This window comes from Clostridiaceae bacterium HFYG-1003 (assembly GCA_024579835.1).
Lineage (GTDB): Bacteria > Bacillota > Clostridia > Clostridiales > Clostridiaceae > JG1575.
In genome coordinates, this window is record CP102060.1 from 348,101 (window position 1) to 372,234 (window position 24,134).

Sequence of the window (24,134 nt, forward strand, 5' to 3'; positions counted from 1 at the left end):
AGAGACCGGAAGCCATGAGGCAATCATGTATGAGGCGCAATCAGTATTGTGTAAGGCGATCAGGTTCCAGGCGGATTCAACTGAATCCGCCTGTCGCGCGTACACCGAGCCGATGAATTGACAGCCGGATCTTTGTTCCCGGAATTGTGCCCCAGGGTTACCACACTTCTTCCGCAGTTCGTTTATACCTTTGCCGATTCACCGGACTATACTGAAGGTGATAACAAGGAACGGGTCATCCAATCCCCAAGCATCATTCACCATCGGATGATCGACCGGTGAATCAACCAAAGAGAAAAGCGAACCAAAACAAGGAGATGGAAACAATGAAAAAATCAAGACGAATTTTGAGTGCGGCGCTGCTTAGCCTGGCCCTGCTGACTTCAGCGGCAACCGCTCTGGGCGCCGAGGCGGATTATGGCGCACCAGCCGCAAAGGCAGACCTCAGTCTGACCTTGGAAGAAATGCTGACTTACTCCATTCAGGATGAATATCTGGCCGAAGCGGAATACGTAAAAATTCTGGCTGAATTCGGCCAGGTACGACCCTTCAGCAACATCGTCCAGGCCGAAGGCCGACACATCGCGATGCTGGAACCACTCTTTGCCAGTTATGGATTTACGGTTCCTGTCAACGAAGCAGCCGGGCGCATCGAACTGCCCGAAACTCTGGTCGAAAGCTATCAAGCTGGTGTGACGGCGGAGATCCTCAATATCGAAATGTATGACCGCTTCCTGAAAGAAACGCTGCCGGAAGACGTCCGGCTGGTGTTTGAACGGCTGAAAGCTGCCTCTGAGAATCATCTGGCTGCCTTTGAACGCGCCGTTCAGCGCTCGGACGGTTCTCTTCAGCCAGGTCGTCAGCCTCGATCCGGTCAAGGCGCTCCCGGACAGGGATCCGCCCCCGGACCGTCCGGCGGATTCCAGCGCGGTGCCGGCAGAGGAGCCGGCCGCGGTATGGGTCAGCGCGTCAACCGCTGCAACTGATATCCGGGAACAGCAGGGCTTGACGGAGTCGCCACGAACTGAACGATTCACCACAACCTGACGGATTTATCCAGGAATCTGAAGCATGGCTTAACCTGGAAGCAGTGGGTTCAAGAAACATTAGTTTCAGCGAACCTCGTTTTTCCGAAGAACCATGACCATCCAAAGAACCATGACCTTGCGAAGAACCATGATATATGAACAGAGCAAAGGAAGGGCCCGTATCGACAGCCGGTATGGGCTCTCCCCTTTGCGGTTCAAAGATGGTTGTCGCCTGGTCGGGCAAACATGATTTCATCTGATTTTTATTCAGAGGGTTATAATAGAGATAGTAAAAGTACAATCATCGGCTGCTCACGCCAAGAACGAACGGGCAGGAGAGAGAATCACATCCGGATGATTGAGAATGAAGCGGTTATGGGGGAATCATACATGTTTTTTGAATGGGCTCTGCTTTTTTTGATCTATGCCTTTCTGGGCTGGTGCACGGAAGTGGCTTACAACGCCCTGACCAGAGGGAAGTTCATCAATGCCGGGATTTTGAACGGGCCCTGGTGTCCGATTTATGGGTTTGGGATCCTGGCAATTCTCTGGCTGCTCAACCCGTTTGAGGAGAATCTTCTAGTTCTGTTTTTTGGAGCCGTTGGAATCACCAGTGCGTTGGAGCTGATCACCGGGATCGTGCTGGAGAAGCTGTTTCATCAAAAATGGTGGGATTACTCCGACCGGCCGTTCAATCTGGGCGGCTATATCTGCCTGCTGTTCTCGCTGGGCTGGGGGTTGGGATCACTGATTCTGGTGGAACGGATCCATCCCCGGGTTATGAGGCTGATGGCCGTGATGTCGCCCTCGTTGATCATGATTCTGGCGGGAGTTCTCCTGCTGCTTCTCGTATCGGATGCCGTAGTGACTGCCAATACGATTCTGAAGCTAAACCGCAAGCTGGATCACCTGGAAGAGCTGTCGGTTCATATTCGCCGGACTTCGCAGGAGATGGGCGAAGCCCTTGCCTCCGGGTTTATTTACCTGGCCGACCGGAAGGAGGACATGGAGGACCGCCTGGAAGAAAAGCGGCAGGAATTGCGGGATTATATGGAGTCGACCCGGGAGTACCACTATCGCCTGAACGACGGGACGCTGTCCGCACCCGATTCAACGGACCCGGTACATTCTCAGACTGATGCGAAAGACAACCAGTTCATCGAACCAGTCTCTGCAGAAACCGTGAATCAGGTGGATGAGCTGATCAGCCGGCCGCTCTTTGGGGAACATCGGCTGTTCCGGGCCTTTCCGCATGCCCGATCGAAACGTCATCCGGCTGCCCTGCAAAAACTTAAGGAAATTCATCTGAGCCGTTCCAAAGCCAGAAGACAGCACCCGCAGACTGGCCGGTTCCCGAAGCATCCACCATACGAACAGGGAGGACCCCATGCATAACATCATTGACGAGACCAGGTTTGCATCCAAAGAGCTCCTGACCAAAGGGTGGTCTGCCGACCCCAAATACATTGTTTCATTCGCTTCGGGCGAAAAACGGCTCCTGCGCCTTTCGCCACCCGGTCAGCTGGCGTTCAGGGAGCAGGAATTCCAGCGCATGAAGCAGCTTTATGCACTGGGAATACCCATGTCAGAACCCCTGGAACTGGGCTATTGCGAGGGCGGCCGCCGCATCGGCATACTGCTCAGCTGGATTGAGGGCGACGATCTGGAATTTGCGCTCCCGGCCTTGAGCTTGCGGCAGCAGTATGACCTGGGGGTCGAATCCGGCCGGATCCTGAAGAAAATCCACTCTTTGCCGGCCCCGCCGGATCAGGAGGACTGGACCGTCCGCTTCAACCGCAAAGTGGACCGCAACATCGCCCTGTACCAGGACTGCGGCATCCAGGTGGAGGGAGTTCAGCATCTGCTGGACTATATCCGGGTCAGCCGGGAACTGCTGAACGATCGTCCGCAGTGTGTTCAGCACGGGGACTATCATGTCGGCAACATGATCCTGACAAAGGACCGGCAGCTGTTCATCATTGATTTTAATCGACATGATGCAGGAGATCCCTGGGAAGAATTCAACCGAATCGTCTGGAGTGCACAAGTCAGTCCGGCGTTTGCTACCGGCCAGCTGCACGGCTATTTTGACGGAGAGCCGCCCAGTCAGTTTTTTGCGCTGCTGGCGTTCTATATCGCCAGCAATTCCCTGTCCTCCATTCCCTGGGCGATCTCCTTTGGTCCCAAGGAAGTCGAAGGGATGATTCACCAGGTGCAAAAGGTCCTGACCTGGTTTGACAACATGAAGAATCCGATCCCGAACTGGTATCTGGACGCAGCGAAGAAAATCGGCAGTACCGGCGAAATTTTATAGCATTTCTGTACCATCAGCCGATGGGGCCGGCTCACGCTTTTCCTGTCAATCCAATTATAATTTCATATCGAAAAATCCGCTCTTATCATCAGATTGATATTGGGTAGTGGGTTACTTTTATGATAAAATGAGGTAGAACGAAAGATAAATTGCGTATTTGTTCACAAGGCTTTCGTGAAGCGAGTCCATCGACTCGTAAAGTCTAGGATCAAAAATTCAAATCGGAGGTATCCCATGAATCCATTTATCATGAAATTTGTTACAGACGGATTTTTCAACGAAACGGTTGGCAACTTCATTGACGAAGCCATCACCAGCGGAGATTCCATCATTATCGCAGGTCACCGGTCCACCGGAACCAGACCCTTCATGGCCAACCTGATGGCAGTCACCAAAAAGACCCATCCGGCGATTCAAGTTAAAAAGGCGGAAGACCTGGAAAAGGAAACCAAGTATTTCCTGATCCCCGGCATCCCGGACATCGACTTTGAAGAACTGATCTACAATGCGATCAAGGTTCCCGATACCAGCATCCTCACCATCAAGGAACCGGAACAGCCAGTTTCCTTAATGAAGATCTTCAAGAAGCTCTACAAGGAAGTCGGAGCCACCCCGAAAAAATTCCACCAGATCGAATGTGAGAAGAAAGACGGCGTGCCCTTCGTCAAGAAAGTAACTACCTTCACCATGTCCGAAGACGGAAAAGTTCAGAAGGAAGATCTCGTATTCTAGAAAATCAGGCGACCTGCCAATTTGGCGGGTTGCTTCTTTTTTTGACGGTCCGGACTCCGATCACTGGAAACAACAACAGAAACGGATACAGTAACAGAAACAGAACAAGAGAAGAGAAAGAGTAGGAGTAGGAGTAGGAGTAGGAGTAGGAGTAAGAGTAGGAGTAAGAGTAAGAATTGCAGCAACAACATTTGCATATATGAGATCAGGTCATTACCAGGTCATTACCACGGATTCCTGAAGGAAAGCACCTGATTTCCTGAGAGACAATCCGAGACAATGCAGCCAGGCAGAAGTTCTGGAATGCTCCGTATAGGCAGAGGCGATGAATCGGCAGATTTCGCGGAAACTGCTGGGGCTTCCCCATCCTTTTTAATAACGGGATGGGGAAGAATCTGATAAACTATATGTAGTCTGTTTTAAGATCAATTGAAAGAAAACCAAAGATATATTAGCCTATGCCGGGCGTCAAGCGGATGCTGACTGCTTCCGGGGCAGAGCAGAAGACTGCTCTGATTCACTCGGAATAGAAAAACCGACCTGGCTGGAACTGCCGCTCAAAGAGGAGAAGAACCCATGATCATCGTATTGAAGCCAACCCCGAATAAAGAAGAAATGGAGCACCTGATCACCTGGCTGGAAAGCCAGGGAGTCCTGGTGCATGCCAGCATGGATCTCTCCCAGATCAATCTGGAGGTGGTGGGGGATACCTCCCATTTGGACAAGCATTTCATCGAAGCCCTTGATGTCGTGGACCATGTCCAGCCAATTCGGAGGTTTGAACGCTGCACCGATCGGAAATTTCATCCCGAGTATACCGTGATTCAGGTTGGCAATACTCAGATCGGCGGAGGCAGTCTGACCCTCATGGCCGGGCCATGCTCCGTGGAAAGCGAGGCTCAGGTAGTGGCCATTGCCCGGGCCGTGAAAGCCAGCGGGGCTACGATGCTTCGCGGCGGAGCGTTCAAGCCCAGAACTTCACCCTATGCCTTTCAGGGTCTGGGCGAAAAAGGACTGGATCTTCTTCGGGTCGCCCGTCAGGAAACCGGCCTGCCCCTGGTCAGCGAGATCATGGATGTGAGCCAGCTCGATCTATTCAAGGATATCGACGTCATCCAGGTTGGAGCCCGCAACATGCAGAACTACGAGCTGCTCAAGGCACTGGGGCGGCAGGACAAGCCCGTCATGATCAAGCGCGGGATGTCCGCGACCTACGAAGAGTGGCTCATGAGCGCCGAATACGTCATGGCCGGGGGCAATAACCAGGTGATCCTGTGTGAGCGCGGCATCCGAAGCTTCGAAACTTATACCCGCAATACGCTGGATATCACCTCAATTCCCTTCATGCGCCGTCTGACACATCTGCCCATCATCGCTGATCCCAGCCATGCCACCGGCAAAGCCTGGCTGGTGGGGCCGCTTTCCCAGGGTATTGTTGCCACAGGGGCGGACGGAATTCTTATCGAAGTGCACAATGATCCGGAACACGCACTGTGTGACGGGGAACAGTCCATCACGCCGGAAGAGTTTGACTCTCTGGCCGGAAAGCTGACTCGCCTGCATGGATTCATGAAGGAGTTATAGGACTGGATCTGCAGTTTTTGCCATGCACAAAATCTGACAGGAGCGAAAGGAGTGAAACCATGGATATCATGTCAAACCAAGTCATACCGGTGGATCCGCCTTATCCCGTTCTGATCGGACAGGGATTGCTGTGTCATGCCGGAGAACTGATCCGGGAGATTCTGGGAGATTGCCGCATTGCGGTGATCACGGATTCCAATGTGGCTTCGCTGTATTTGGAAACGGTCACCCGCAGTCTGGAGACTTCGGGCTATCCAGTCAGTTCCTGGGTCATTCCGGCCGGTGAGGCCTCGAAAAATATGGGGGAACTGAGCCTTGTTCTGGAGTTTCTGGCAGAGTCGGGCCTTGACCGAACCGATGCCGTGATTGCTCTGGGAGGCGGTGTGGTGGGAGATCTGGCTGGCTTTGCTGCCGGCTGTTATCTGCGCGGCATCCGGTATGTTCAGCTGCCGACCACACTGCTGGCGGCAGTGGATTCCTCCGTCGGCGGCAAATGCGCGGTGGATCTGGCAGAGGGCAAAAATCTGGCCGGACTGTTCCACCAGCCCAGTGCCGTTCTCTGTGACATCGACTGCCTGGCGACGCTGCCCTGGCCGGTTCTGGCTGACGGAATGGCGGAGGCGGTAAAAACCGCGATTCTGTCCGGAGACGAACTGTTTGCCTTATGCCGCAGACCCGCCGAACCCTCCGTTTTACGCGAAATCATCGACCGCTGCCTGACCTTCAAAGGAGAAGTCGTGGCGGCCGATCCACGGGAACAAGGCCTGCGCCGGATTCTCAACCTGGGCCATACCCCGGCCCATGCCATTGAGCTGTGCTCGGGCTACACCGTATCCCACGGACAGGCGGTAGCCATGGGGCTGGTCATCATGGCCCGGGCCGGCGAAGCCCTGGGCTGGAGCGAGCCAGGTCTGACGGGTAAAATCTGCGCGGTTCTGGAGCATCATCAGCTGCCGGTAAGAGCACCGTTCCAGGCGGCCCAGCTGGCCGCTGCAGCTCTGCGCGACAAGAAACGCAAGGGAACGCAGATCACCCTGGTGATCCCGGTCCGCATCGGCGAATGGGTCGAAAAGACCATCCCGGTCACCGAACTGGAAGCCGTCTTTGCGGCAGGTCTGGAGGAATTTCATGATTGTTCGAATTGAACCGGGACCGCTGGGCGGTACGGTGAATGCCATCCCGTCCAAATCAATGGCTCACCGCCTGCTGATCTGCGCCGCCCTGGCCGATCAGCCGACGCAGCTGGATCTGAAGTTTCAATCGGAAGACATTGAGGCGACCCGGCGCTGTCTGTCAGCCCTGGGCGCTGTATTTACCCGAAATGACCAGGGACTTCTCGTCCGGCCCTGGTCGAAGGTCCCATACAATCCGCTGCTGGACTGCGGCGAAAGCGGATCCACCCTGCGCTTTCTGCTGCCGGTAGCTGCCGCACTTTGTCCGGCGGCACGATTTACGGGCAGCGGCCGGCTGCCTGACCGGCCGATTTCTGACCTGGCCAAGGCCATGTCAGACCATGGCGTCAGGTTTTCCTCAGAGCGACTGCCCTTTGCCGCCTCCGGAGTGCTGCAGCCCGGACATTACTCCATATCCGGCAGCATCAGCTCCCAGTATCTCTCCGGTCTGCTTCTGGCCATGGCCGTCTTGCCCGGAAACTCGAGCCTCGAGGTGACCACCGAACTGGAGTCGCGGCCCTATGTTGAGATGACCATTCAGGCACTCCGACAGTTTGGGGCTTCTGTTTCCCCAGGCGGCAGCGGCTGGCAGGTGGCGGGTCAGGCGCGGCTTCAGTCACCGGGGCACCTGGCGGTAGAGGGAGACTGGTCCAATGCTGGGTTCTTCCTGACCGCCGGTGCCCTGGGCAGTGACATCACCGTGAAGGGACTGGATCCCGCTTCAGGGCAGGGCGATCGGCAGATTCTCAGCGTGCTGGAAGCAATGGGCGCTTCGTTCAGCTCTTCGGCGGAGGGTCTCCGCGTCGTGCCGGGAACGCTGACCGGATTCACCGTGGACATGCGGCAAATCCCGGATGCCCTGCCGATCCTGGCGGTGGCAGCCACCGCTGCCCGGGGGGGAACCCGACTGATTCACGCCGGCCGGCTGCGCTACAAGGAAAGTGACCGCCTGACGGCAACGGCGGAGCTGATCCGATCCCTGGGCGGACAGGTCCGGGAACTTCCGGATCAGCTCATCATTCAGGGATCCGCTCTGACCGGAGGGACAGTCCAAAGCTTCGGCGACCATCGCATCGTGATGGCGGCAGCCATCGCGGCCACTGTGGCACAAGGTCCGGTCACGATTTTGGGGGCGGAAGCTGTCCGGAAATCCTATCCTGATTTTTTCAACGACTACCAGTCCCTGGGAGGGAATGTTCATGTCCTCTGATTTTGGCAAGATCCTGAAAACAACAATCTTCGGTCAGTCCCACGGTAAAGCCGTGGGCGTGGTCATGGACGGGCTGCCGGCCGGCCTGTCCATCGATCGGGAGGCTCTGTACGCTTTCATGGCCCGGCGCGCGCCGGGCAGAAACCCCTGGTCCACCGCCCGGCGGGAAACGGATCGACCGGTCTTTTTGTCCGGGCTGCGGGATGGGCTCACCACCGGGGATCCGCTGTGCGCAATCATCGAAAATCAGGATACCCGCTCCGGCGATTATGACTTGCTGGCGGACACACCCCGCCCGGGTCATGCCGACTATGCCGCCCAGATCAAGTGGAAGGGACAGGCCGATCTGCGGGGCGGAGGTCATTTCTCCGGCCGGCTGACGGCGCCTCTGTGCGTCGCCGGCGGCATTGCCCGGCAAATTCTGGCCCGGTGCGGCATAGAAGTGGGCGCGCATCTGGCTTCGGTCGGTGAGATGGAGGATGAAGCGTTCCCGCTGCACCCGAACCCTGAATTGTTCCGGGCTGTCGCGGCGAAATCATTTCCGGTCCTGGATGACGCGGTCGGAGACCGGATGAAGGCATTGATTGAGCAGGTGGCCGGGGAAGGAGACTCCATCGGCGGCACCGTTGAATGCGTTGCCATCGGTCTTCCCGCCGGCATCGGCAGCCCGATGTTCGGGGGCATAGAAAACCGCCTGGCCCAGGCTCTGTTTGGGATACCTGCCGTCAAAGGCGTGGAATTCGGCTCAGGGTTTGCCGGTTCGGCCCGGCGTGGTTCCCGCAACAATGATCCCTTTGTTTTGGAAGCTGGGGAAATCCGGACAGCCAGCAATCATGCCGGCGGTATTCTGGGCGGCATCAGCAGCGGTATGCCCGTTGTCCTGCGAGTGGCGCTCAAGCCGACTCCTTCCATTGCACAGCCGCAGCAGTCAGTATCTCTGAGCCGGCAGGAACCGGTTGAACTGAGCATCACCGGCCGCCATGATCCCTGCGTCGCCCTGCGCGCGGTGCCGGTGGTGGAAGCAGTCACGGCCATTGTTCTGCTGGACCTGCTGCTGGAGGAAGGCGTTCCGCTGCTGACCGCGGAATCGGCGGTGACCCCGTGAGCGCGCCGATTTATGGCCTGCTCGGCCGAAGCCTGAGCCACAGCTGGTCCGTTCCGATTCACCGGGCCCTGGGTTGCGACAGCTACCATCTGATTGAGCGAGAACAGGAAGAACTCAAGGACTTTCTCCGGGATCCGGACATTGCCGGATTGAATGTCACGATTCCCTATAAGACGGCAGTGATGTCCCTGTGCGATGTTATTGCGCCGGAGGCTGCCGCGATCGGCAGCGTCAATACCATTGTCAGACAGGCGGACGGCCGCCTGCATGGTTACAATACCGACCTGACCGGCTTTCGTTACATGGTTCGGCGCTGCGGCCTTGAGCTGCGAGATCGAAAGGTTCTGATCCTGGGGGGAGGTGGGGCTTCTCTGACGGTCCGGCAGGCGGCGGTGCAGGCGGGAGCGGCAGATATTGTCACTGTCACCCGGGGCGGTTCGGTTCGGTATGAGGACCTCACCGAACATCGCGATGCCGAGATTCTAGTCAACGCCACCCCGGTGGGAATGTATCCCCGAACCGGAGAAACGCTGGTGGATCTGCGGGATTTCCCCCGGCTGTGCGGCGTTCTGGATCTGATCTACAATCCGCAGCGAACCCGGCTCCTGCTTCAGGCGGAGGCCCTGGGAATCCCCTGGTCTGACGGACTGCCCATGCTGGTGGCTCAGGCGGTGGCGGCGGAAGAGCTGTTTTTTGGACGCAGCATTCCGGAATCAGAAACCGAACGAATTCTGAACCAGCTGCGCTTCGACAGCACCAATCTGGTCCTGATCGGAATGCCCGGCTGCGGCAAAAGCACGGTCGGTCAAGCGCTGGGTCAACTGACCGGACGGGAAGTCATTGAGACGGACCGGCGAATTGTCGAGCGAGCCGGACGGACGATTCCAGAGCTGTTTGCCGACCGCGGCGAAGCGTATTTCCGGGAACTGGAACGGGAGGAAGTCGAGCGCGCCGGTCGGGAAAGCGGGAAAATAATCGTTACCGGCGGCGGAGTGGTCAAGGATCGCAGGAACTATGACGCGCTGCGCCAGAACGGTCGGATTTATCAGCTGGAGCGCTCCCTGAGCCTGCTGGCCCGAGAAGGCCGACCCCTGTCTCAGGCAGGTGATTTGGAGGAGCTCTGGCGGGAACGCCAGCCTCTGTATGAATTATTCCGAGATGCGGCTGTCGACAACAGCGGCACGCCGGAAGACACCGCAGCAATGATCTGGAGGGATTTCATTGAAAATTTTAGTCATTAACGGCCCCAATCTGAATATGCTGGGCATTCGGGAACCCGAGATTTATGGACGCGACACGTATGAGGACCTGTGCCGGCTGATCCGGGAGGAAGCCGATTGCCTGGGCGTCCAGGTCAGCCTGTTCCAGTCCAATCATGAGGGAGCCCTGGTGGATGCCATCCAGGGAGCCTATCAGAAACAGGATGGCCTGATCATTAATCCCGCAGCCTATACCCACACCAGCATCGCGCTGCTCGATGCGGTGAAAGCTGTAGGCATCCCTACGATTGAGGTTCACCTGTCCGATCCGGATACCAGGGAACCATTTCGCCGGATCTCTTACCTACGGCCGGCCTGCCTTGATACCGTCAAAGGACTGGGGTTCGACAGCTATCTGGCAGCCCTGCGCCGCCTGGTCAGCCACTGCCGCAGCCTGAAAGAAACCAGCCGATGAACGAACAGATCCAACCACCTCAGCTGAATTTTCCTTGAATTGACAGAGAGTCTCCAATCCGCACCGGATCAGAGACTCTCTGTCCGTTTCTTGTGCGCCCGGCATGGGCGATAACTTGGTGGTGAAAGTCCACTACGCGCTCGGTAGCAGGAAGCGTTAGCCGAAGGCAAGGGTGTCCATCGCGAGGTGGAATCTGAAGGCAGCCGGATGTCAGGGCGAGGAGTTCTGGCGGGCAAAGTTCTGGGCCGACGAACAGAAATCTCATATAAGGCCACAACCGGAGGACGACTCTGCAAGACAAGAAGAAGTCCAATGCTACCCGGATCCGGACATTATGTTTAAATTGTGGTAAATGGGACGGCTACATGGAATGAAGGTTATCGTTCTTACCCGGGGAGGTCTCACAGACATCCATCAGGAAATCCGAAGGATGGAGTAAAGCTTGCTGTGAGAAGTCAGCCGAGGCCATAGTACCAGGATTTTTTTTTCTGGGAAGGGCTGAACAATCGTAAGTCTTAAGTAACGACTCAGAAGGAGGTCGACGTGTGAAAGCAGAATACCGAAAGGGCTGCCTGCAAAGGGATAGTGCGGAACACAAAGAGTATGCAGGAGCGCAGAGCGTCGAGGCTCGGAAAAGGAGCGAACAAGGCGGTGCTAAGGACCTGTTGGAGGAAATTCTGGATAAGAGAAATCTGTTCGAAGCCTACAAAAGGGTCAAGGACAACCGCGGAGCACCTGGCATCGATGGAATGACCGTCGAGGCGGTACTGCCATGGTTGCAGGAGAATGTGGAAGAGCTCAGGCAGAAGATCCGGGAAGGGAAGTATAAACCCGACCCGGTTCGACGCGCAGTGATTCCCAAACCAGATGGAAGCGGCGAACGCATGCTGGGGATTCCCACGGTCATTGACCGAATACTCCAGCAAGCCATTGCCCTCAAACTGACCCCGATCTTCGAATCGGTGTTCGCGGATGAAAGTTATGGTTACCGACCGGACCGGAATTGTCAGAAGGCCATGGCGAGAGTCAAGGAGTATGCAGACGAAGGCTACATCCATGTTGCAGAAGTAGACTTGTCCAAATACTTCGATACACTCAACCACGAACTGCTGATGAATCTTGTTCGTCAGCAGATCCAGGACAAACGAGTGACACAGCTCATAAAGAGTTATTTGAAAAGCGGAGTCATGGAAAAAGGGGTGGTCACCGAAACGGAGGAAGGTTCACCGCAAGGCGGGCCGCTCTCCCCCCTGCTGGCTAATATCTACCTGAATCAATATGACTGGGAGATGAAGCGCAGAGGGGTGGCCATTGTTCGGTATGCCGATGACATCGTGGTACTGGCAAGGAGCCAGCGAGCCGCCGAGCGTCTGTTGGAATCCAGCAGAAAGTACCTGGAAGAGAAGCTGAAGCTAAAACTGAATCAGGAAAAGAGCCGGGCCATCAGTATCTATTCGAGGAAGTTCAAGTTTCTGGGCTACGCCATGGGCAAGAATAAGAATGGAAACTACATACGAGCCCATAAAAGCTCCCTGAAGAAAGCCAGGCAGAAGTTGAAGGAGAAAACCAGGCGCAACCGGGGAAAGAACGTACGAGAAGTCATGAAAGAGGTCAAAGCCTATATCACAGGCTGGCTGAACCACTACTACATCGCTTCAATCAAGAACACGCTGATTGAGTGGGATAAATGGCTTCGAAGACGACTGAGAATGTACATCTGGAAGCAGTGGAAGAAACCCAGAACAAGGGTGGATAACTTGCGGAAACTGGGAATCCCGGCATGGCAAGCCTACCAATGGGGAAATTCCAGGCTGGGATATTGGCGTATTGCCGGAAGTCCGGTCTTGGCACGCTCCATAACAAACGAAAAGCTCGTACAGGCAGGATACTTTGAAATCCTTAATCAGTACGAGCGAATGCGTAAGCACTAAAGCGATTGAACCGCCGTATACCGAACGGTACGTACGGTGGTGTGAGAGGTCGGTAGCTGAATTAATCAGCTACCTCCTACTCGATTGTACCTCGAAACAGATCCGAAAAGAAATTTACTGAAAAGAGGGGGAAAGAGACCCCGTTAATAAGTGGAATGAGAAGTGGAAAGTGAATAGGAAAGAGAATAGGAAAGAGCTCATTGCAAAGAATCCGTCCGGAGGCTGACCAGGGTGGTGCTGCAACAAGCCTGGTCGGTGGAACAGAAGAGGGGAGAAAGTACCGATAGAAAAGCAATAAAAAATGGATCGAAATTCGATGATGAAAGCATTGACAGGAAAAGAAGTTGGCTTTATGATATTAACGTATTAACATATATGAATATGATTAAGCGTAAAATTTTGATTAGCTCCTCAGTGAACTTTTCAGTGAATGTTTCTTTGAATGTTCCAAGAGTGGGTGATTCAAATTTGGATGTATCGGGGAGGTATTATGAATCAATTAGTGAATCTATTCAAGCTGATGTCGGATGAAACGAGGCTCAGGATGCTGGTTCTTCTGTATCAGGAAGAACTTTGCGTCTGTCAGCTGGGCGGAATCCTGGAAATATCGCAGCCAAGAATATCGCAGAACCTGGCGAAATTGCGGGGTCTGGGCCTGGTACGGGATGAACGGAAAGAAAAGTTTGTGTTCTACACCCTGAAGGGGGATCATCCGATGCTGATGAAGCTGCTTTCGGATATCATGGAGAACCTGGCGCAGTATCCCCGGCTGATGGAGGATCAGGCAAGACTCAAAGAGAAAGATACTTACCTGACGACCTGCTGCGTGCCGGTGCGATAAAGTGGAGGAGCAATGACCATGGCTTTTTTTCAATTTTTCAATGACCAGTTTTTAAAGATGAAGTGGCTGTCTGATGGGGTAGCGGTTCTGGTGGAGCAGGGACTTGGGCTGAGCCTCCAGGATCGTCTGGGCGCCAGCGTCCACTTCTTCGTGTATGACGTGATCAAGATTTTCCTGCTGCTGTCGTTCCTGATTTTTGCCATCTCCTATATTCAAAGCTATTTCCCGCCGGAGCGAACTCGAAAGATTCTGGGTCGCTACAACGGAATCAGCGCAAATATTCTGGGGGCACTGCTGGGGACCATCACGCCATTCTGCTCGTGTTCCTCCATTCCGCTGTTCATTGGCTTTACCAGCGCGGGGTTGCCCATTGGCGTTACGTTTTCCTTCCTGATCTCCTCCCCGCTGGTGGATCTGGCCTCCATCATCCTGCTGGCCAGCATCTTCAATTGGAAGATCGCCCTGGCGTATGTCGTGGTAGGGTTGATTCTGGCGGTCCTGGGCGGTACGATTATCAGCCGGGCCAAGCTGGAAGACTATGTGGAATCCTTCGTGTTTGGCACCGCCATGGCAGAGGTGGAATCAGAGGAACTGACCGTGAAAGATCGGATTGCATTCGCCGTCGATCAGGTGAATGACATCGTCCGTCGGGTTTGGCTCTATGTCATCCTGGGGGTTGGAATCGGCGCAGCCATCCATAACTGGATTCCCGAATCCATCATTGCCGCCATTCTGGGGCAGGATAAGTGGTACTCCGTGCTCATTGCTACCTTCGTCGGCGTGCCGATGTACGCTGATATCTTCGGGACACTGCCCATCGCCGAAGCGCTGCTGGCCAAAGGTGTTGGCCTTGGCACCGTCCTGTCCTTCATGATGGGCGTGACGGCTTTATCGCTGCCTTCCCTGATCATGCTTAAGAAAGTGGTCAAGCCGAAGCTTCTGGCCGTCTTCTTTTCGGTCGTGACCCTGGGCATTATTCTGATCGGCTATGTCTTCAATATGCTCGGGCATCTGTTGATTTAGCTCTGGGGATTTGGCAGAAAAGAATCCCCCAAATGGGGAGAGTAATCTCCAGCAATGGAAATTATAATAAGAAAAAAATTCCGGGAGGAATCAGGATGAAGATCAAAATTTTGGGGTCTGGCTGCGCCAACTGCAAAAAACTGGAAGCCAACGCCAAGGAAGCCCTCAAAGAACTGGGGTTGCAGGGGGAAGTAGAAAAGGTCGAAGACCTGAGAGAAATAGTCGCCTACGGGGTGATGCGAACTCCCGCACTGGTGGTGGATGACACGGTGAGAGTCATGGGAAAAGTGGCAACAGTGGAAGAGATCAGACAGCTTTTGGATCCAACTTCATAGTTCAGGCAGTAGGCCTGTCTCGATGAAAAAAACAGCCTGACCGGCAGTCCTCGTGGATGGTCGGTCAGGCTGTTTTATTTCAGTATTTTGTGCTTCATCAAGGAGCCGGCTGTTATTCGCAGAATTTTGAGCGAATAACATCAAGAACAGCCAGGATCCTGTCATCCTTCAGCGAATAGGTGATGTGGAGTCCCTTTTTTTCAGAATCAAGGATGCCATGAGCCTTGAGAACGGCCAGATGCTGTGACAGTGCTGACTGAGATATGTGGGACAGGCGCTCGGATAACTCCGTGACGGTGAGAGGGGATCTCATCAGCTGACAGAGAATGAGCACCCGGTTTTCATTGCCCATGATTTTCAGAATCTGTGCGATGTCTTTTGCGTTTTGTTCCATTGTGCCTTGAACTCCCTTTCACTCAACGATCTTGTTATCTTACATCTTATCACGGGTGATGCGGCCCATCCACTCATGAACCAACGGGAAATAAATTCGGAGAACAAAGGTGAGCCATATCGCTAGAATTCAAATTCGCTTTCTCCGGCACGCATCTTGTCTTTCAGGATGCAGATGCCCTGAGTGGCGGTGCCCATGGGACAATAGACACATCAGGACCGGGGCTTGTAGAGTGCCATGGTGACCAGTCCCAGCACCGTGGAGGTAAGCATAACACTGTAAAAGCCGAAGGCGAACTGAGCGATCCAGGGTGCGATCGGAGTATGATAAGCCCAGTGCCAGGGCAGACGGAATGTCCAAAGCAGGGTGACGACTTCACGCAGGGTTCGGACTTCCCGGAAGACCAGCCAGGTGGCAAAGAGCATGGTGGTGAACATGACCAGGAAGCCGTAGCGGAAGCCCTGAGATTTCATCCACGATGGCATGGGGCGGTTGCGGGAGAGTTTGAAGCGGGAACCCAGCATTTCCAGGAGCTTGCCTCGGCCGCAGTAGTGATTGCAGTAGGCTTTGCCGTTTCCCGACAGAGCGATGATTAAAGGAATGGCAAAGCACAGCAGTCCCAGCCAGGCGAAAAGGATATTAAAAAATCCGAGGAACAGGTAGAGAGCTGTGGCAATCCACAGGTAGTCAGACCACTTTTTCTTGGCTTGTTTCATCTTACACCACCTCCCGTTTTTCCATGACAATGATCGATGCAGGGCAGGCCTGAACGCATTTGCGGCAGCCTTTGCAGCGATCCGGATCTACTTTGGCCCGAATTCCACGGTTAATGGTAATAGCAGCGAACGGGCAGGCATTCAAACAATTGCCGCAGGCAACACAGCCCTGTGTCACAAATGCATGAGATCAAAATTTTTTCTTGACGGTTTCCATCGCAGGACCTCCATATAAGTAAATTAGAAACTACTTATATATATATATCAAACCGACGAAAGAACTGTCAAGAACGAGGAGGCTTGTCGAAGGAATAACAACCAACAGGTTGAAAAATGGGATCGTTTCATTCTGTTAAAATGGGCAAATATCATATTTTAATTTTCGGATTCTTAACCGATCCGCATTTTTGGCATTGATTCAAAAAAAAGCCCGGGTTAAGCCGCGGGCCATCCATAAAACAAAGCCGCTCCCAATGACAGGACTGCTGCGTAGTAATAAAACCAGGGCTTTCGGCTTCTTGCCAGGAACAGCAGAACCAGTCCGGAAACCAGGAAGGCGAGGGCGAAGCCCAGCGCAGCATTCTGGTAAAACAAGATCATGAAGGCAATGATTGTGGTGGCCATAGGAGCCGGCAGGAACATTGCTTTCAGCAGGTCCGAAGCCCTGGAGCGATAGAATACTGCGTACGCAAGCCAGAGGATCAGGGCATAACCTGCCCGGAGCGCCATGGGCGTAAACACCGGCTGTGCCTGGTTTATGAAGAATCGCTGAAGGCTTCGAAACAGAAGGAAATAGACCAGATAGGCTCCGGCCAGGGCGATAAGACCTCCGATGGGGATAAGGATCCAAGGCAGGTAAGAGTCGTTTTTTTTCTTTTCCATGATTGTCCTCCATTTCGCTTTACGCAGTTATTTTTCTACGGGTTAGTCCACTTGATCTTGATATTAATCTTATCTTACTGCTTATCCGCGTTAAATTCAGCTTCTGGGCAGATTTCTAGGTTGGCACCCTCGAATATGTGGTAGCCAATCTGCAAATTAAGTAAGAACATATTGTTATCACTCCCATAACAGCTTGCGGAATGTACTATAATTTGGGTAAATTGAAGAATCGGGCGGCTCCATTGAGCCGACAGCGGCAGAGTGCGAGACGTAGGGGAGATCACACTGTATTGCTGAAGATCCTGGGGTTGGCTTGCGGGCTGAATCTTCAGAGCCACAGGAGTTCAATGGTTTTATAATTTCAATTCGGTTCCGACAAGAATTTCAGAGGAGGTATTTCTATGATTCAATCAGCGGACCCAACTTTAAAACCCGGCGTGAAATACGCAGTGGTGCTTACTTATCTTGGCATGATCGGTGTCAATGCATCGGCCAACATTCTGCCGATCAACGGAATTACGACCGGAGCAGTGTCAGATGCCTATCCTAACCTGTTTGCGCCGGCGGGAATCACCTTTGCCATCTGGGGTGTAATATACCTCCTGCTGGCCGGGTACTCGGCCTATCAACTGGGCTTTTTCGGAGGGGCGGGTGTCCGGGAGAAGTCACAGCTGCTTCGTTCGGTTGGAATTCTGTTCAGCGTGTCCTCCATCGCCAACATCTTTTGGATTTTCGCCTGGCATTATCGGCAGATCCTGATCTCATTGATTCTGATGCTGATTATCCTGGTTTGCCTCCTGCTGATTAACCTGCAGACCAGAAAAGAAAAGTTATCATTGCTCCAGAGTTTTTTGATCCGTCTCCCGTTCAGTGTGTATTTTGGCTGGATTACTGTGGCCACGATTGCCAACGTAACGACGCTGCTGGTAGACATAAAGTGGAATGGGCTGGGAATTTCCGAAACCATCTGGACCGTGGCCATTCTGATCATCGGGATCGTCATAGGTATTGTTACCACCTACCGCAATCGGGACATCGCGTACGGTCTGGTATTTGTCTGGGCATACAGCGGCATCGTAACCAAGCACATTCGACCGGAGAATTTTAATTTTAAATATCCCTCCGTCGTCTTTACCGCCATGGGATCCATCATTTTGATTCTCGTGACGATTCTCTTTGTGCTTATTAATCAAATCAAGGCGGAACGAAACAAGCTGAAGAACCTGTGATGGCTGAATCCAATCCTGGAGCCTTGCACCGGCACAATTATCGAGCTGTCAGCAGAATCTTGGAAAAAATAAAAATTTTATTTTGAAATAGTATATCTTTCTTCCAAGTTCTCTGTTATGATTAATCTTGTCCGAAAGGATAATAAAAATTAAAGTACAGTTTTCAAATGTTTATTTCTGATCCTTAGGCTTCAGTATACACAACAAGAAACAACTGTAGCTGAGGAGAACAAAATGGAAGATAAGACGATCGTATGCAGAGATTGCAACAATGAATTCACATTCACCGTTGGAGAGCAGGAATTCTACAAGGAAAAAGGATTCGAAAACGAACCGGTAAGATGCCCTGACTGCAGAAGAGCCAAGAAAGCTCAGAGCAACAACAGAAGATACTAATTCAAAGAGCAGAAGGCAACTTCTGCTCTTTCTATATTTTTTGGCGTGCCCAGCAAGCCGTTAATTGCTAACGGGTGAAAGTCCGGTCTGAGTAAGTACCAAGACGCTCAGTAGCTATCAGGCAACTGGTGGAGAGATCCTAAGGTTGGAACCCTGTGATAAAGTACCGGCAGGTCGTCGGACGAGCAAACCAGCAGGTTGTAACATAAAGTGAATTCTGCAGCTTCGTTAAGAAAACCCGTGAAAGCGGACAAGGAGGAGCCGAACCCCTCAAAAATGGGTGAAGGCCATGGACGGAGCCATAAACTTTGCAGTCAGCACCTATGAACCTTCGGGGTATGGGAAGCGACATGTTGGGAAAGTAATGAACGGAACTGGGGAGACCCTCCCCGTCATGGCAATGCGCCGTAAACAGGAACTCTATAAGGGGAATACGAAATGGGAACCTGACGGAAGGGAGTCAGAGGGGATCATAGTACCAAGGAACATCCGGACAACACAACCGGGTGGAGGGAAGGGTCCCTGCTGTGGTTTGATGAGGGGACGCTGATAGTAGAAAAGGCGATCCTTACGGATCGCCAATCAAAATCAGTGTTCTACTCTATATAAGCTGTGAAACACCCTGCGGCCTTGCGGGGTGTTTTTTAATGGAGGAATTCAACTGTACCAGGTGGATTGGATTTGAACTGAACGGTATTTGTAAGAACACATGTTGCTCTTGACTATCCAAATTTTTGGAGTATTCTATAATTAGAATCATTTTAAATTGAATGAAAATCGTCGATTTGGAATGAACGAGGTGATCTTGCTAAGGAGGTGCTTTCATGCCAGAAGAAATGAAACCCGGCTGTACCCGGCCGACAATCGCTAAAAAACCGGCAGAACAAGTGCAATCAATTTCGACAGAACAGAAGGAGGAGATCAGACAGATGGTCAAAGTGGGAAAACCGGCGCCAACCTTTACTGCGCCAGCTTATCATCAGGGAAAGTTCACCAGTGTTAATTTGGAAGATTACAAAGGGAAATGGGTGGTTCTGTGCTTCTACCCCGGTGATTTCACGTTCGTTTGAGCAACCGAAGTTTCAGCAGTTGCTGAAAAAAATCCCGTATTCGAAGAATTAGGTGTTCAGGTGTTATCCTGCAGCGTCGACTCTCAGTTTGTTCATAAAGTGTGGAATGACCAGGAGCTGTCAAAAATGATCGGAAAGGATATTCCCTTCCCCATGCTCTCGGATCAGGATGGCAGCATCGGCAAGATGTATGGCATTTATGACGAGGACGCCGGAGTTGAAACCCGGGGGCGTTTCCTGATCGATCCGGACGGCATCATTCAGGGCTTTGAAGTACTGACTCCGCCGGTAGGCCGGAATGTATCCGAAACCATACGCCAGATTAAGGCGTTCCAGATGGTTCGTGCCACCAAGGGCGCAGAAGTCGCTCCATCGGGCTGGAAACCGGGAAAAAGAACGTTGAAGCCTGGTCCGGATCTGGTTGGCAATGTTTGGAAAGTATGGGACGTCAGCGAAGCCTTTGACGAATAAACCAGCAAGAAACCTCATAAATCAACAGAGAATTCATGAGGCGCAGAAATGATCCGGCGACGATCGAGTCTCTTCGGAGATTCGGTCGTTTTTCATCGTTTCGGGGGGACCGGAATTGGAACGAATGCCGGATCAGTGTATAGTTAATACATAAAACCAAACTGGATTGCCGCAATGACCTGCAGCGTTCGTCGCTGATCGAAATCGGCCGAGAGCAGGGTCAATTACTTGATTCGACTTATAATACGAGGAGAAGATATCATGAAGATCCATGTTCTGTTAGAGAATAAGACAAGCAAACCTGAATTGGGCTGTGAACACGGTCTGTCACTGCTGATTGAAACGCAGGGTCAAAGGATCCTGTTTGACACCGGAGCCAGTCCTCTGTTCAGTCAGAATGCCGAGTTCATGGGGATTGACCTGGCGAATGTGGATCTGGCGATTCTGTCTCACGGCCATTATGATCACGGGGGCGGGCTGAAAGCATTCTTCGAGCTGAATTCAAAGGCGCCGGTAATCATTCAGGAATCAGCCTTTGACGAATACTGCTCCTGGGAGGGGACGGAGACCAGGTACATCGGAGTTCCGCGAGAGGCGACAGAGTCGGTACGCTACCGAAAGGTGAAAGGGAATCATGTTCTCTCAGAGAATCTGGAGATCCTGTCTGAGGTGCAGCCCCTCCGGCTTAATCCTCCGGATAACCGGGTGATGTATCGCAAGATCGGAGACCAGCTGGTGCCGGATGACTTCAGCCACGAACAGAATCTCATCCTGCGCGAGGCGGGCAGAACGATCCTGATCACGGGCTGTGCTCACAAGGGCATCGTGAACATTCTGGAGGCGTTCCATGAGAGGTATGGATATCATCCGGATGTGGTGATCGGAGGCTTCCACCTCAGAAGCAAGGTGTGGAACAAGGAGATCATTGATACCGTCAATTCAGTGGCGGATTACATGGCGGCTACCCCAACAATTTATTACACCGGACATTGCACCAGCGAGGAGGCCTTCCGCCAGCTTCAGGAACGTCTCGGCGATCAGGTCCAGGGCCTGGCTGCCGGATTGCTCCTGGAATTCCAGCCGGTGGAATGAGTCAATCAGCTGGAGGTGGACAGTCAGACAGGCTGTAGGTGCAACGATCATTCCTAGCATTAAATCATCATTCATCAAAAACAGCACCGCCGGTTCCTACGAACCGGCGGTGCGGGTTTCTCCATAAATACGTCTTCGATATTATGACTGTCCTCTGCGGTCTCTTACATTTCTCACAGTATGATACTTTTCCGACTGTCTTTATTTTTTAGGGATCCAGGGGAAGAACTTATTGGTTCGTTTGGAATACTCGATGAAATCCGGTCGATCCTTGTACTTAATCTCCAGGAGGGGGACACCTGAAACAAACATCAGCAGGTACGAAATCAGACCGGGGCTGATGATCAGCCAGAGCTGAGACAGAGCGGTCAGTGCGATCAGGAAAATGCCCCACCACATGGTGGCTTCGCCAAAATAGTTGGGATGGCGGGTATAGCTCCAGAGACCTTCCGTCATGATTTTGCCCTTGTTTTCTGCTTTCGACTTGAATTCCTTGAGCTGAGCGTCTCCGACGGATTCGAAATAGAAGCCGAGGATCCACAGGGCAATTCCCAGCCAGGCCAGGGGGCCCAGAGACTGGTTTGCACTGGAGTTGGCCACTGTTATGGGGAGAGAAATGATGAACAGCATCAGGCCCTGGAACACGAAGACGTTGAGATAGGCTTTCAGCCTGGGGAACTGAGTGCCCCACCGTTTGCGCATATTGATGTAGCGGTAGTCCTCCGGTTTGTTCCAGTTGCGGATGGTGATGTGCATAAACAGTCGGATGGCCCAGATGGCGACCAGACCGGTGACAACAAAGGCCCGCAGTCCCCGGTGATCGGAGCGGATGAAGGTGAACAGGGCTACGACCAGGAAGCCGGGACCCCAGAAGCTGTCCACTATCGAGTTGTTTTCAAGAACCTGTGCCACGACAAAGACGATGCTGAAATAGATCAGGATGACGAGCGCGACCTGTACAAATAGGTTATCCATGATGATCCTCACTTAAATAGGCAACAGCAACGCTGCCTTGTCCGGCACTCATGCCGACGATGGTTGAAATGTTCATGATGTATTCCGGTTCCCGCTGCAGAAGCTGAACCATTTTTTCCTTGAGATCCTGTGCCCGGGGTTCGTCATCGGCATGGACGATGGCGTATCGGGTGATGCCCTCGTCCTGGTTTGCTTTCGCAACAATGTTCAGGATTTTGTGCGTATTGGAACGGGTACTGAAGGCTTTCGCTTCGATCATGCCCTTTCCGGTATCATCCAGAGAGATGACCGGTTTCAGGTTCATCACTTTCCCGGCCAGTCCGGACAGTTTACTGAGCCGGCCGGAACGGACCATGTACTTGAGGGTGTTGACGCTTACCAGAATCCGGGTTTTTCTTCTCAGAGCTTCGATAACGGGGATGATCTCATCCATGGTTTTGCCTGCTTCAATCAGCTCGGCTGCCTTTAATACCAGCAGACCTTCCGCCCCGGAATTCTGCTTTGAATCCATGACGACGATCCGTTTGCCGGGTGTTTGCATGGTCTGAGCAGCCTTCTCGAACACGGAAAAGGTTCCACTTTGAACGCTGGCTACCGTAATGACCAGAATCTGGTCATAGTGGTTCAGCAGGGTCTGGTAGAGGCTCTCAACTACTTTCGGCGAGGGCTGAGCCGAGGACGGATAGGTTTCCAGTTCTTCGGCCAGGTCGTAAAATAATTCCGGGGTCATAGTGATCTTGTCCAGATAACTGCTTTCTCCGACCATAATATTCAAAGGGATCATATGGATCTGATACCGATCGAGCAGTTCAGCGGGGAGGTCGGCAATGGAGTCGGTGACCAGGGCAATTTCGTGCCGGCGGGTGAAGGAAGATTCATACTGCCGTCTCATATCGTCCGCTTTCTGCTGAATAATGGAGCCGCGCCGCCGAAGTTTGTCCATGACCAGTTCCGGATGATCCGAATGGATGTGGATTCGGGCTTTCTTTGGGTTGCCTGCTACGATGAGCGAGTCCCCGAGTCCGCCCAGTTCATCCCGGATGGAATCCAGATCCATGACCGAATCAGTGACTATAAGGGCTTCCGTGCAGTACCGGAATGATGGCTCGCCGTCCATGATTTCCGCCTCGCTGTTGAGTTCTTCGGTCAGTTCAACGGGTTCGGAGATGTGACCGGTTCGAATGAATTCAGTGAAGCCCTGAACAAAATGGAAAAATCCCTTCGCTCCGGAATCCACCACTTTGGAACGTTCCAGGACCTTCAGCATGCTGGTGGTCTCCTTGAGCACAGTGTAGGCTCGCTCCAGGGGAAGGGTGAGCAGCTCGTTGAAGTCGTGGGCGCTGTCTTTCAAACGATAGACCGTTTCGGCCCACTCTCGAATCACCGTTATGATGGTGCCTTCCACCGGTGTCTGGATCGCATGATAGGCGTGGGGGACGGCATTCTTAACCGATTCGGCGAAAGAACTCATGGAAACCTGGTCTTCATTCTGTATGCCAAGATAGATTCCGTTGATGTACTGGGCCATAATAATGCCTGAGTTTCCTCTGGCACCGGTCAGGGCCGCGTCAGCGATGGAATTCATGGTATTTCCCGCAGAAGGTGTGACCCGGGATTGAATGATGATGGAATTCATGGTAGAGGCCAGATTGTTCCCGGTATCTCCGTCCGCGACGGGGAAGACGTTCGTATCATTGAGGTCTTTACGGTTGCGAATGACTTCCCGTGCCCCTGATACAAAACAATGATAAAGTTTTTCACCGTCCAGATATTTCGTTTCCATAATCAGTTCTCCTGTCGCTTGTATTTTGCGGTTATTATTCGTTCGGTATTAAATCGAACTCTTTCAACGTTTTAACTGTCAAACATATAATTAATAAAAAATACTGATGTATCCATTCAGACAAATTCATCCTTAGTTCCTGGAGTGTTCTGTCTGCCCGAAGGCCTGTAGCTGCAG

The 24,134-nt window shown here is 52.9% G+C and carries 24 protein-coding genes and 1 pseudogene; 19 read left to right on the forward strand and 6 right to left on the reverse strand.

Annotated elements, in window-relative coordinates; all coding sequences use genetic code 11:
* The first annotated feature begins 326 nt into the window (after nt 1-326).
* The 15 genes from NQU17_01570 to NQU17_01640 all read left to right on the forward strand — a co-directional run bounded on the left by NQU17_01570 (nt 327) and on the right by NQU17_01640 (nt 14,949).
* Nucleotides 327-986, forward strand: coding sequence for a DUF2202 domain-containing protein (locus NQU17_01570; GenBank protein ID UUM12270.1), 660 nt, complete (start codon nt 327-329; stop codon nt 984-986).
* Between the two features lie 432 nt (nt 987-1,418).
* Nucleotides 1,419-2,423, forward strand: coding sequence for a putative ABC transporter permease (locus NQU17_01575; protein UUM12271.1), 1,005 nt, complete (start codon nt 1,419-1,421; stop codon nt 2,421-2,423).
* Nucleotides 2,416-3,342 (forward strand): phosphotransferase, encoded by a 927-nt coding sequence (locus NQU17_01580; protein UUM12272.1) that lies wholly within the window; start codon nt 2,416-2,418, stop codon nt 3,340-3,342. Before NQU17_01575 ends, NQU17_01580 begins: the two co-directional genes overlap by 8 nt.
* Before the next feature lie 234 nt (nt 3,343-3,576).
* On the forward strand, nt 3,577-4,074 hold the full coding sequence (locus tag NQU17_01585) for a hypothetical protein (protein UUM12273.1): 498 nt from the start codon (nt 3,577-3,579) through the stop codon (nt 4,072-4,074).
* A gap of 576 nt (nt 4,075-4,650) precedes the next feature.
* Nucleotides 4,651-5,658, forward strand: coding sequence for a 3-deoxy-7-phosphoheptulonate synthase (gene aroF / locus NQU17_01590; GenBank protein UUM12274.1), 1,008 nt, complete (start codon nt 4,651-4,653; stop codon nt 5,656-5,658).
* A 59-nt stretch (nt 5,659-5,717) separates the two neighbouring features.
* The gene (gene aroB / locus NQU17_01595; GenBank protein ID UUM12275.1) at nt 5,718-6,803 is read left to right on the forward strand and encodes a 3-dehydroquinate synthase; all 1,086 of its coding nucleotides are present in this window, start codon (nt 5,718-5,720) and stop codon (nt 6,801-6,803) included.
* On the forward strand, nt 6,787-8,040 hold the full coding sequence (gene aroA / locus NQU17_01600; protein UUM12276.1) for a 3-phosphoshikimate 1-carboxyvinyltransferase: 1,254 nt from the start codon (nt 6,787-6,789) through the stop codon (nt 8,038-8,040). Before aroB ends, aroA begins: the two co-directional genes overlap by 17 nt.
* Nucleotides 8,030-9,145, forward strand: a complete 1,116-nt coding sequence (gene aroC / locus NQU17_01605; GenBank protein ID UUM12277.1) for a chorismate synthase — start codon at nt 8,030-8,032, stop codon at nt 9,143-9,145. The genes aroA and aroC overlap by 11 nt, the downstream gene beginning before the upstream one ends.
* Nucleotides 9,142-10,386 carry a shikimate kinase gene (locus NQU17_01610; GenBank protein ID UUM12278.1) on the forward strand — a complete coding sequence of 415 codons (1,245 nt, stop codon included), beginning with the start codon at nt 9,142-9,144 and terminating at the stop codon, nt 10,384-10,386. The genes aroC and NQU17_01610 overlap by 4 nt, the downstream gene beginning before the upstream one ends.
* Nucleotides 10,367-10,819, forward strand: a complete 453-nt coding sequence (gene aroQ, locus NQU17_01615) for a type II 3-dehydroquinate dehydratase (GenBank protein ID UUM12279.1) — start codon at nt 10,367-10,369, stop codon at nt 10,817-10,819. Before NQU17_01610 ends, aroQ begins: the two co-directional genes overlap by 20 nt.
* A gap of 545 nt (nt 10,820-11,364) precedes the next feature.
* Nucleotides 11,365-12,750: a group II intron reverse transcriptase/maturase gene (ltrA, locus tag NQU17_01620; protein ID UUM12280.1), complete on the forward strand. Its 1,386-nt coding sequence runs from the start codon at nt 11,365-11,367 to the stop codon at nt 12,748-12,750.
* A 255-nt stretch (nt 12,751-13,005) separates the two neighbouring features.
* Nucleotides 13,006-13,281 carry a hypothetical protein gene (locus NQU17_01625; GenBank protein UUM12281.1) on the forward strand — a complete coding sequence of 92 codons (276 nt, stop codon included), beginning with the start codon at nt 13,006-13,008 and terminating at the stop codon, nt 13,279-13,281.
* A complete protein-coding gene (locus NQU17_01630; GenBank protein ID UUM12282.1) occupies nt 13,241-13,591 on the forward strand; it encodes a metalloregulator ArsR/SmtB family transcription factor in 351 nt (116 codons plus the stop codon). The genes NQU17_01625 and NQU17_01630 overlap by 41 nt, the downstream gene beginning before the upstream one ends.
* Nucleotides 13,592-13,609: 18 nt before the next feature.
* Complete coding sequence (locus tag NQU17_01635) at nt 13,610-14,614, forward strand: permease (GenBank protein ID UUM12283.1); 1,005 nt, start codon at nt 13,610-13,612, stop codon at nt 14,612-14,614.
* A gap of 95 nt (nt 14,615-14,709) precedes the next feature.
* The gene (locus NQU17_01640) at nt 14,710-14,949 is read left to right on the forward strand and encodes a thioredoxin family protein (protein ID UUM12284.1); all 240 of its coding nucleotides are present in this window, start codon (nt 14,710-14,712) and stop codon (nt 14,947-14,949) included.
* A 112-nt stretch (nt 14,950-15,061) separates the two neighbouring features.
* Here the strand turns inward: NQU17_01640 and NQU17_01645 are convergent, their stop codons facing one another.
* From NQU17_01645 to NQU17_01660, 4 genes and pseudogenes are all read right to left on the reverse strand, one after another.
* On the reverse strand, nt 15,062-15,343 hold the full coding sequence (locus NQU17_01645) for a metalloregulator ArsR/SmtB family transcription factor (protein ID UUM12285.1): 282 nt from the start codon (nt 15,341-15,343) through the stop codon (nt 15,062-15,064).
* Between the two features lie 215 nt (nt 15,344-15,558).
* A pseudogene (locus NQU17_01650) lies at nt 15,559-16,059 on the reverse strand (4Fe-4S binding protein).
* A gap of 1 nt (nt 16,060) precedes the next feature.
* The gene (locus tag NQU17_01655; protein ID UUM12286.1) at nt 16,061-16,237 is read right to left on the reverse strand and encodes a 4Fe-4S binding protein; all 177 of its coding nucleotides are present in this window, start codon (nt 16,235-16,237) and stop codon (nt 16,061-16,063) included.
* Between the two features lie 257 nt (nt 16,238-16,494).
* Nucleotides 16,495-16,941 (reverse strand): hypothetical protein, encoded by a 447-nt coding sequence (locus tag NQU17_01660; GenBank protein ID UUM12287.1) that lies wholly within the window; start codon nt 16,939-16,941, stop codon nt 16,495-16,497.
* 401 nt (nt 16,942-17,342) lie between these two features.
* Between NQU17_01660 and NQU17_01665 the strand changes: the two genes are divergently transcribed.
* The 4 genes from NQU17_01665 to NQU17_01680 all read left to right on the forward strand — a co-directional run bounded on the left by NQU17_01665 (nt 17,343) and on the right by NQU17_01680 (nt 21,199).
* Nucleotides 17,343-18,170 carry a tryptophan-rich sensory protein gene (locus NQU17_01665; GenBank protein ID UUM12288.1) on the forward strand — a complete coding sequence of 276 codons (828 nt, stop codon included), beginning with the start codon at nt 17,343-17,345 and terminating at the stop codon, nt 18,168-18,170.
* A 234-nt stretch (nt 18,171-18,404) separates the two neighbouring features.
* Nucleotides 18,405-18,566 carry a zinc-ribbon domain-containing protein gene (locus NQU17_01670; GenBank protein ID UUM12289.1) on the forward strand — a complete coding sequence of 54 codons (162 nt, stop codon included), beginning with the start codon at nt 18,405-18,407 and terminating at the stop codon, nt 18,564-18,566.
* An 824-nt stretch (nt 18,567-19,390) separates the two neighbouring features.
* Nucleotides 19,391-20,107, forward strand: a complete 717-nt coding sequence (gene prxU / locus NQU17_01675; protein ID UUM12290.1) for a thioredoxin-dependent peroxiredoxin — start codon at nt 19,391-19,393, stop codon at nt 20,105-20,107.
* A 261-nt stretch (nt 20,108-20,368) separates the two neighbouring features.
* Nucleotides 20,369-21,199 (forward strand): MBL fold metallo-hydrolase, encoded by an 831-nt coding sequence (locus tag NQU17_01680; protein ID UUM12291.1) that lies wholly within the window; start codon nt 20,369-20,371, stop codon nt 21,197-21,199.
* Between the two features lie 201 nt (nt 21,200-21,400).
* Here NQU17_01680 and NQU17_01685 read toward each other — a convergent pair whose 3' ends face one another.
* Nucleotides 21,401-22,174 (reverse strand): DUF1295 domain-containing protein, encoded by a 774-nt coding sequence (locus NQU17_01685; GenBank protein ID UUM12292.1) that lies wholly within the window; start codon nt 22,172-22,174, stop codon nt 21,401-21,403.
* Nucleotides 22,167-23,957 (reverse strand): DegV family EDD domain-containing protein, encoded by a 1,791-nt coding sequence (locus NQU17_01690; GenBank protein UUM12293.1) that lies wholly within the window; start codon nt 23,955-23,957, stop codon nt 22,167-22,169. Before NQU17_01690 ends, NQU17_01685 begins: the two co-directional genes overlap by 8 nt.
* Nucleotides 23,958-24,134: the final 177 nt, after the last annotated feature.

Bases quoted from the DNA above. Each gene is read 5' to 3' on its own strand.
- aroA (UUM12276.1), top strand. From the start codon at position 6,787: ATGATTGTTCGAATTGAACCGGGACCGCTGGGCGGTACGGTGAATGCC.
- NQU17_01645 (UUM12285.1), bottom strand. From the start codon at position 15,343: ATGGAACAAAACGCAAAAGACATCGCACAGATTCTGAAAATCATGGGC.
- NQU17_01660 (UUM12287.1), bottom strand. From the start codon at position 16,941: ATGGAAAAGAAAAAAAACGACTCTTACCTGCCTTGGATCCTTATCCCC.
- NQU17_01690 (UUM12293.1), bottom strand. From the start codon at position 23,957: ATGGAAACGAAATATCTGGACGGTGAAAAACTTTATCATTGTTTTGTA.
- aroC (UUM12277.1), top strand. From the start codon at position 8,030: ATGTCCTCTGATTTTGGCAAGATCCTGAAAACAACAATCTTCGGTCAG.
- NQU17_01585 (UUM12273.1), top strand. From the start codon at position 3,577: ATGAATCCATTTATCATGAAATTTGTTACAGACGGATTTTTCAACGAA.
- NQU17_01670 (UUM12289.1), top strand. From the start codon at position 18,405: ATGGAAGATAAGACGATCGTATGCAGAGATTGCAACAATGAATTCACA.
- NQU17_01570 (UUM12270.1), top strand. From the start codon at position 327: ATGAAAAAATCAAGACGAATTTTGAGTGCGGCGCTGCTTAGCCTGGCC.
- NQU17_01685 (UUM12292.1), bottom strand. From the start codon at position 22,174: ATGGATAACCTATTTGTACAGGTCGCGCTCGTCATCCTGATCTATTTC.
- NQU17_01640 (UUM12284.1), top strand. From the start codon at position 14,710: ATGAAGATCAAAATTTTGGGGTCTGGCTGCGCCAACTGCAAAAAACTG.
- NQU17_01665 (UUM12288.1), top strand. From the start codon at position 17,343: ATGATTCAATCAGCGGACCCAACTTTAAAACCCGGCGTGAAATACGCA.
- NQU17_01635 (UUM12283.1), top strand. From the start codon at position 13,610: ATGGCTTTTTTTCAATTTTTCAATGACCAGTTTTTAAAGATGAAGTGG.
- aroF (UUM12274.1), top strand. From the start codon at position 4,651: ATGATCATCGTATTGAAGCCAACCCCGAATAAAGAAGAAATGGAGCAC.
- NQU17_01575 (UUM12271.1), top strand. From the start codon at position 1,419: ATGTTTTTTGAATGGGCTCTGCTTTTTTTGATCTATGCCTTTCTGGGC.
- NQU17_01630 (UUM12282.1), top strand. From the start codon at position 13,241: ATGAATCAATTAGTGAATCTATTCAAGCTGATGTCGGATGAAACGAGG.
- NQU17_01680 (UUM12291.1), top strand. From the start codon at position 20,369: ATGAAGATCCATGTTCTGTTAGAGAATAAGACAAGCAAACCTGAATTG.
- aroB (UUM12275.1), top strand. From the start codon at position 5,718: ATGGATATCATGTCAAACCAAGTCATACCGGTGGATCCGCCTTATCCC.
- NQU17_01580 (UUM12272.1), top strand. From the start codon at position 2,416: ATGCATAACATCATTGACGAGACCAGGTTTGCATCCAAAGAGCTCCTG.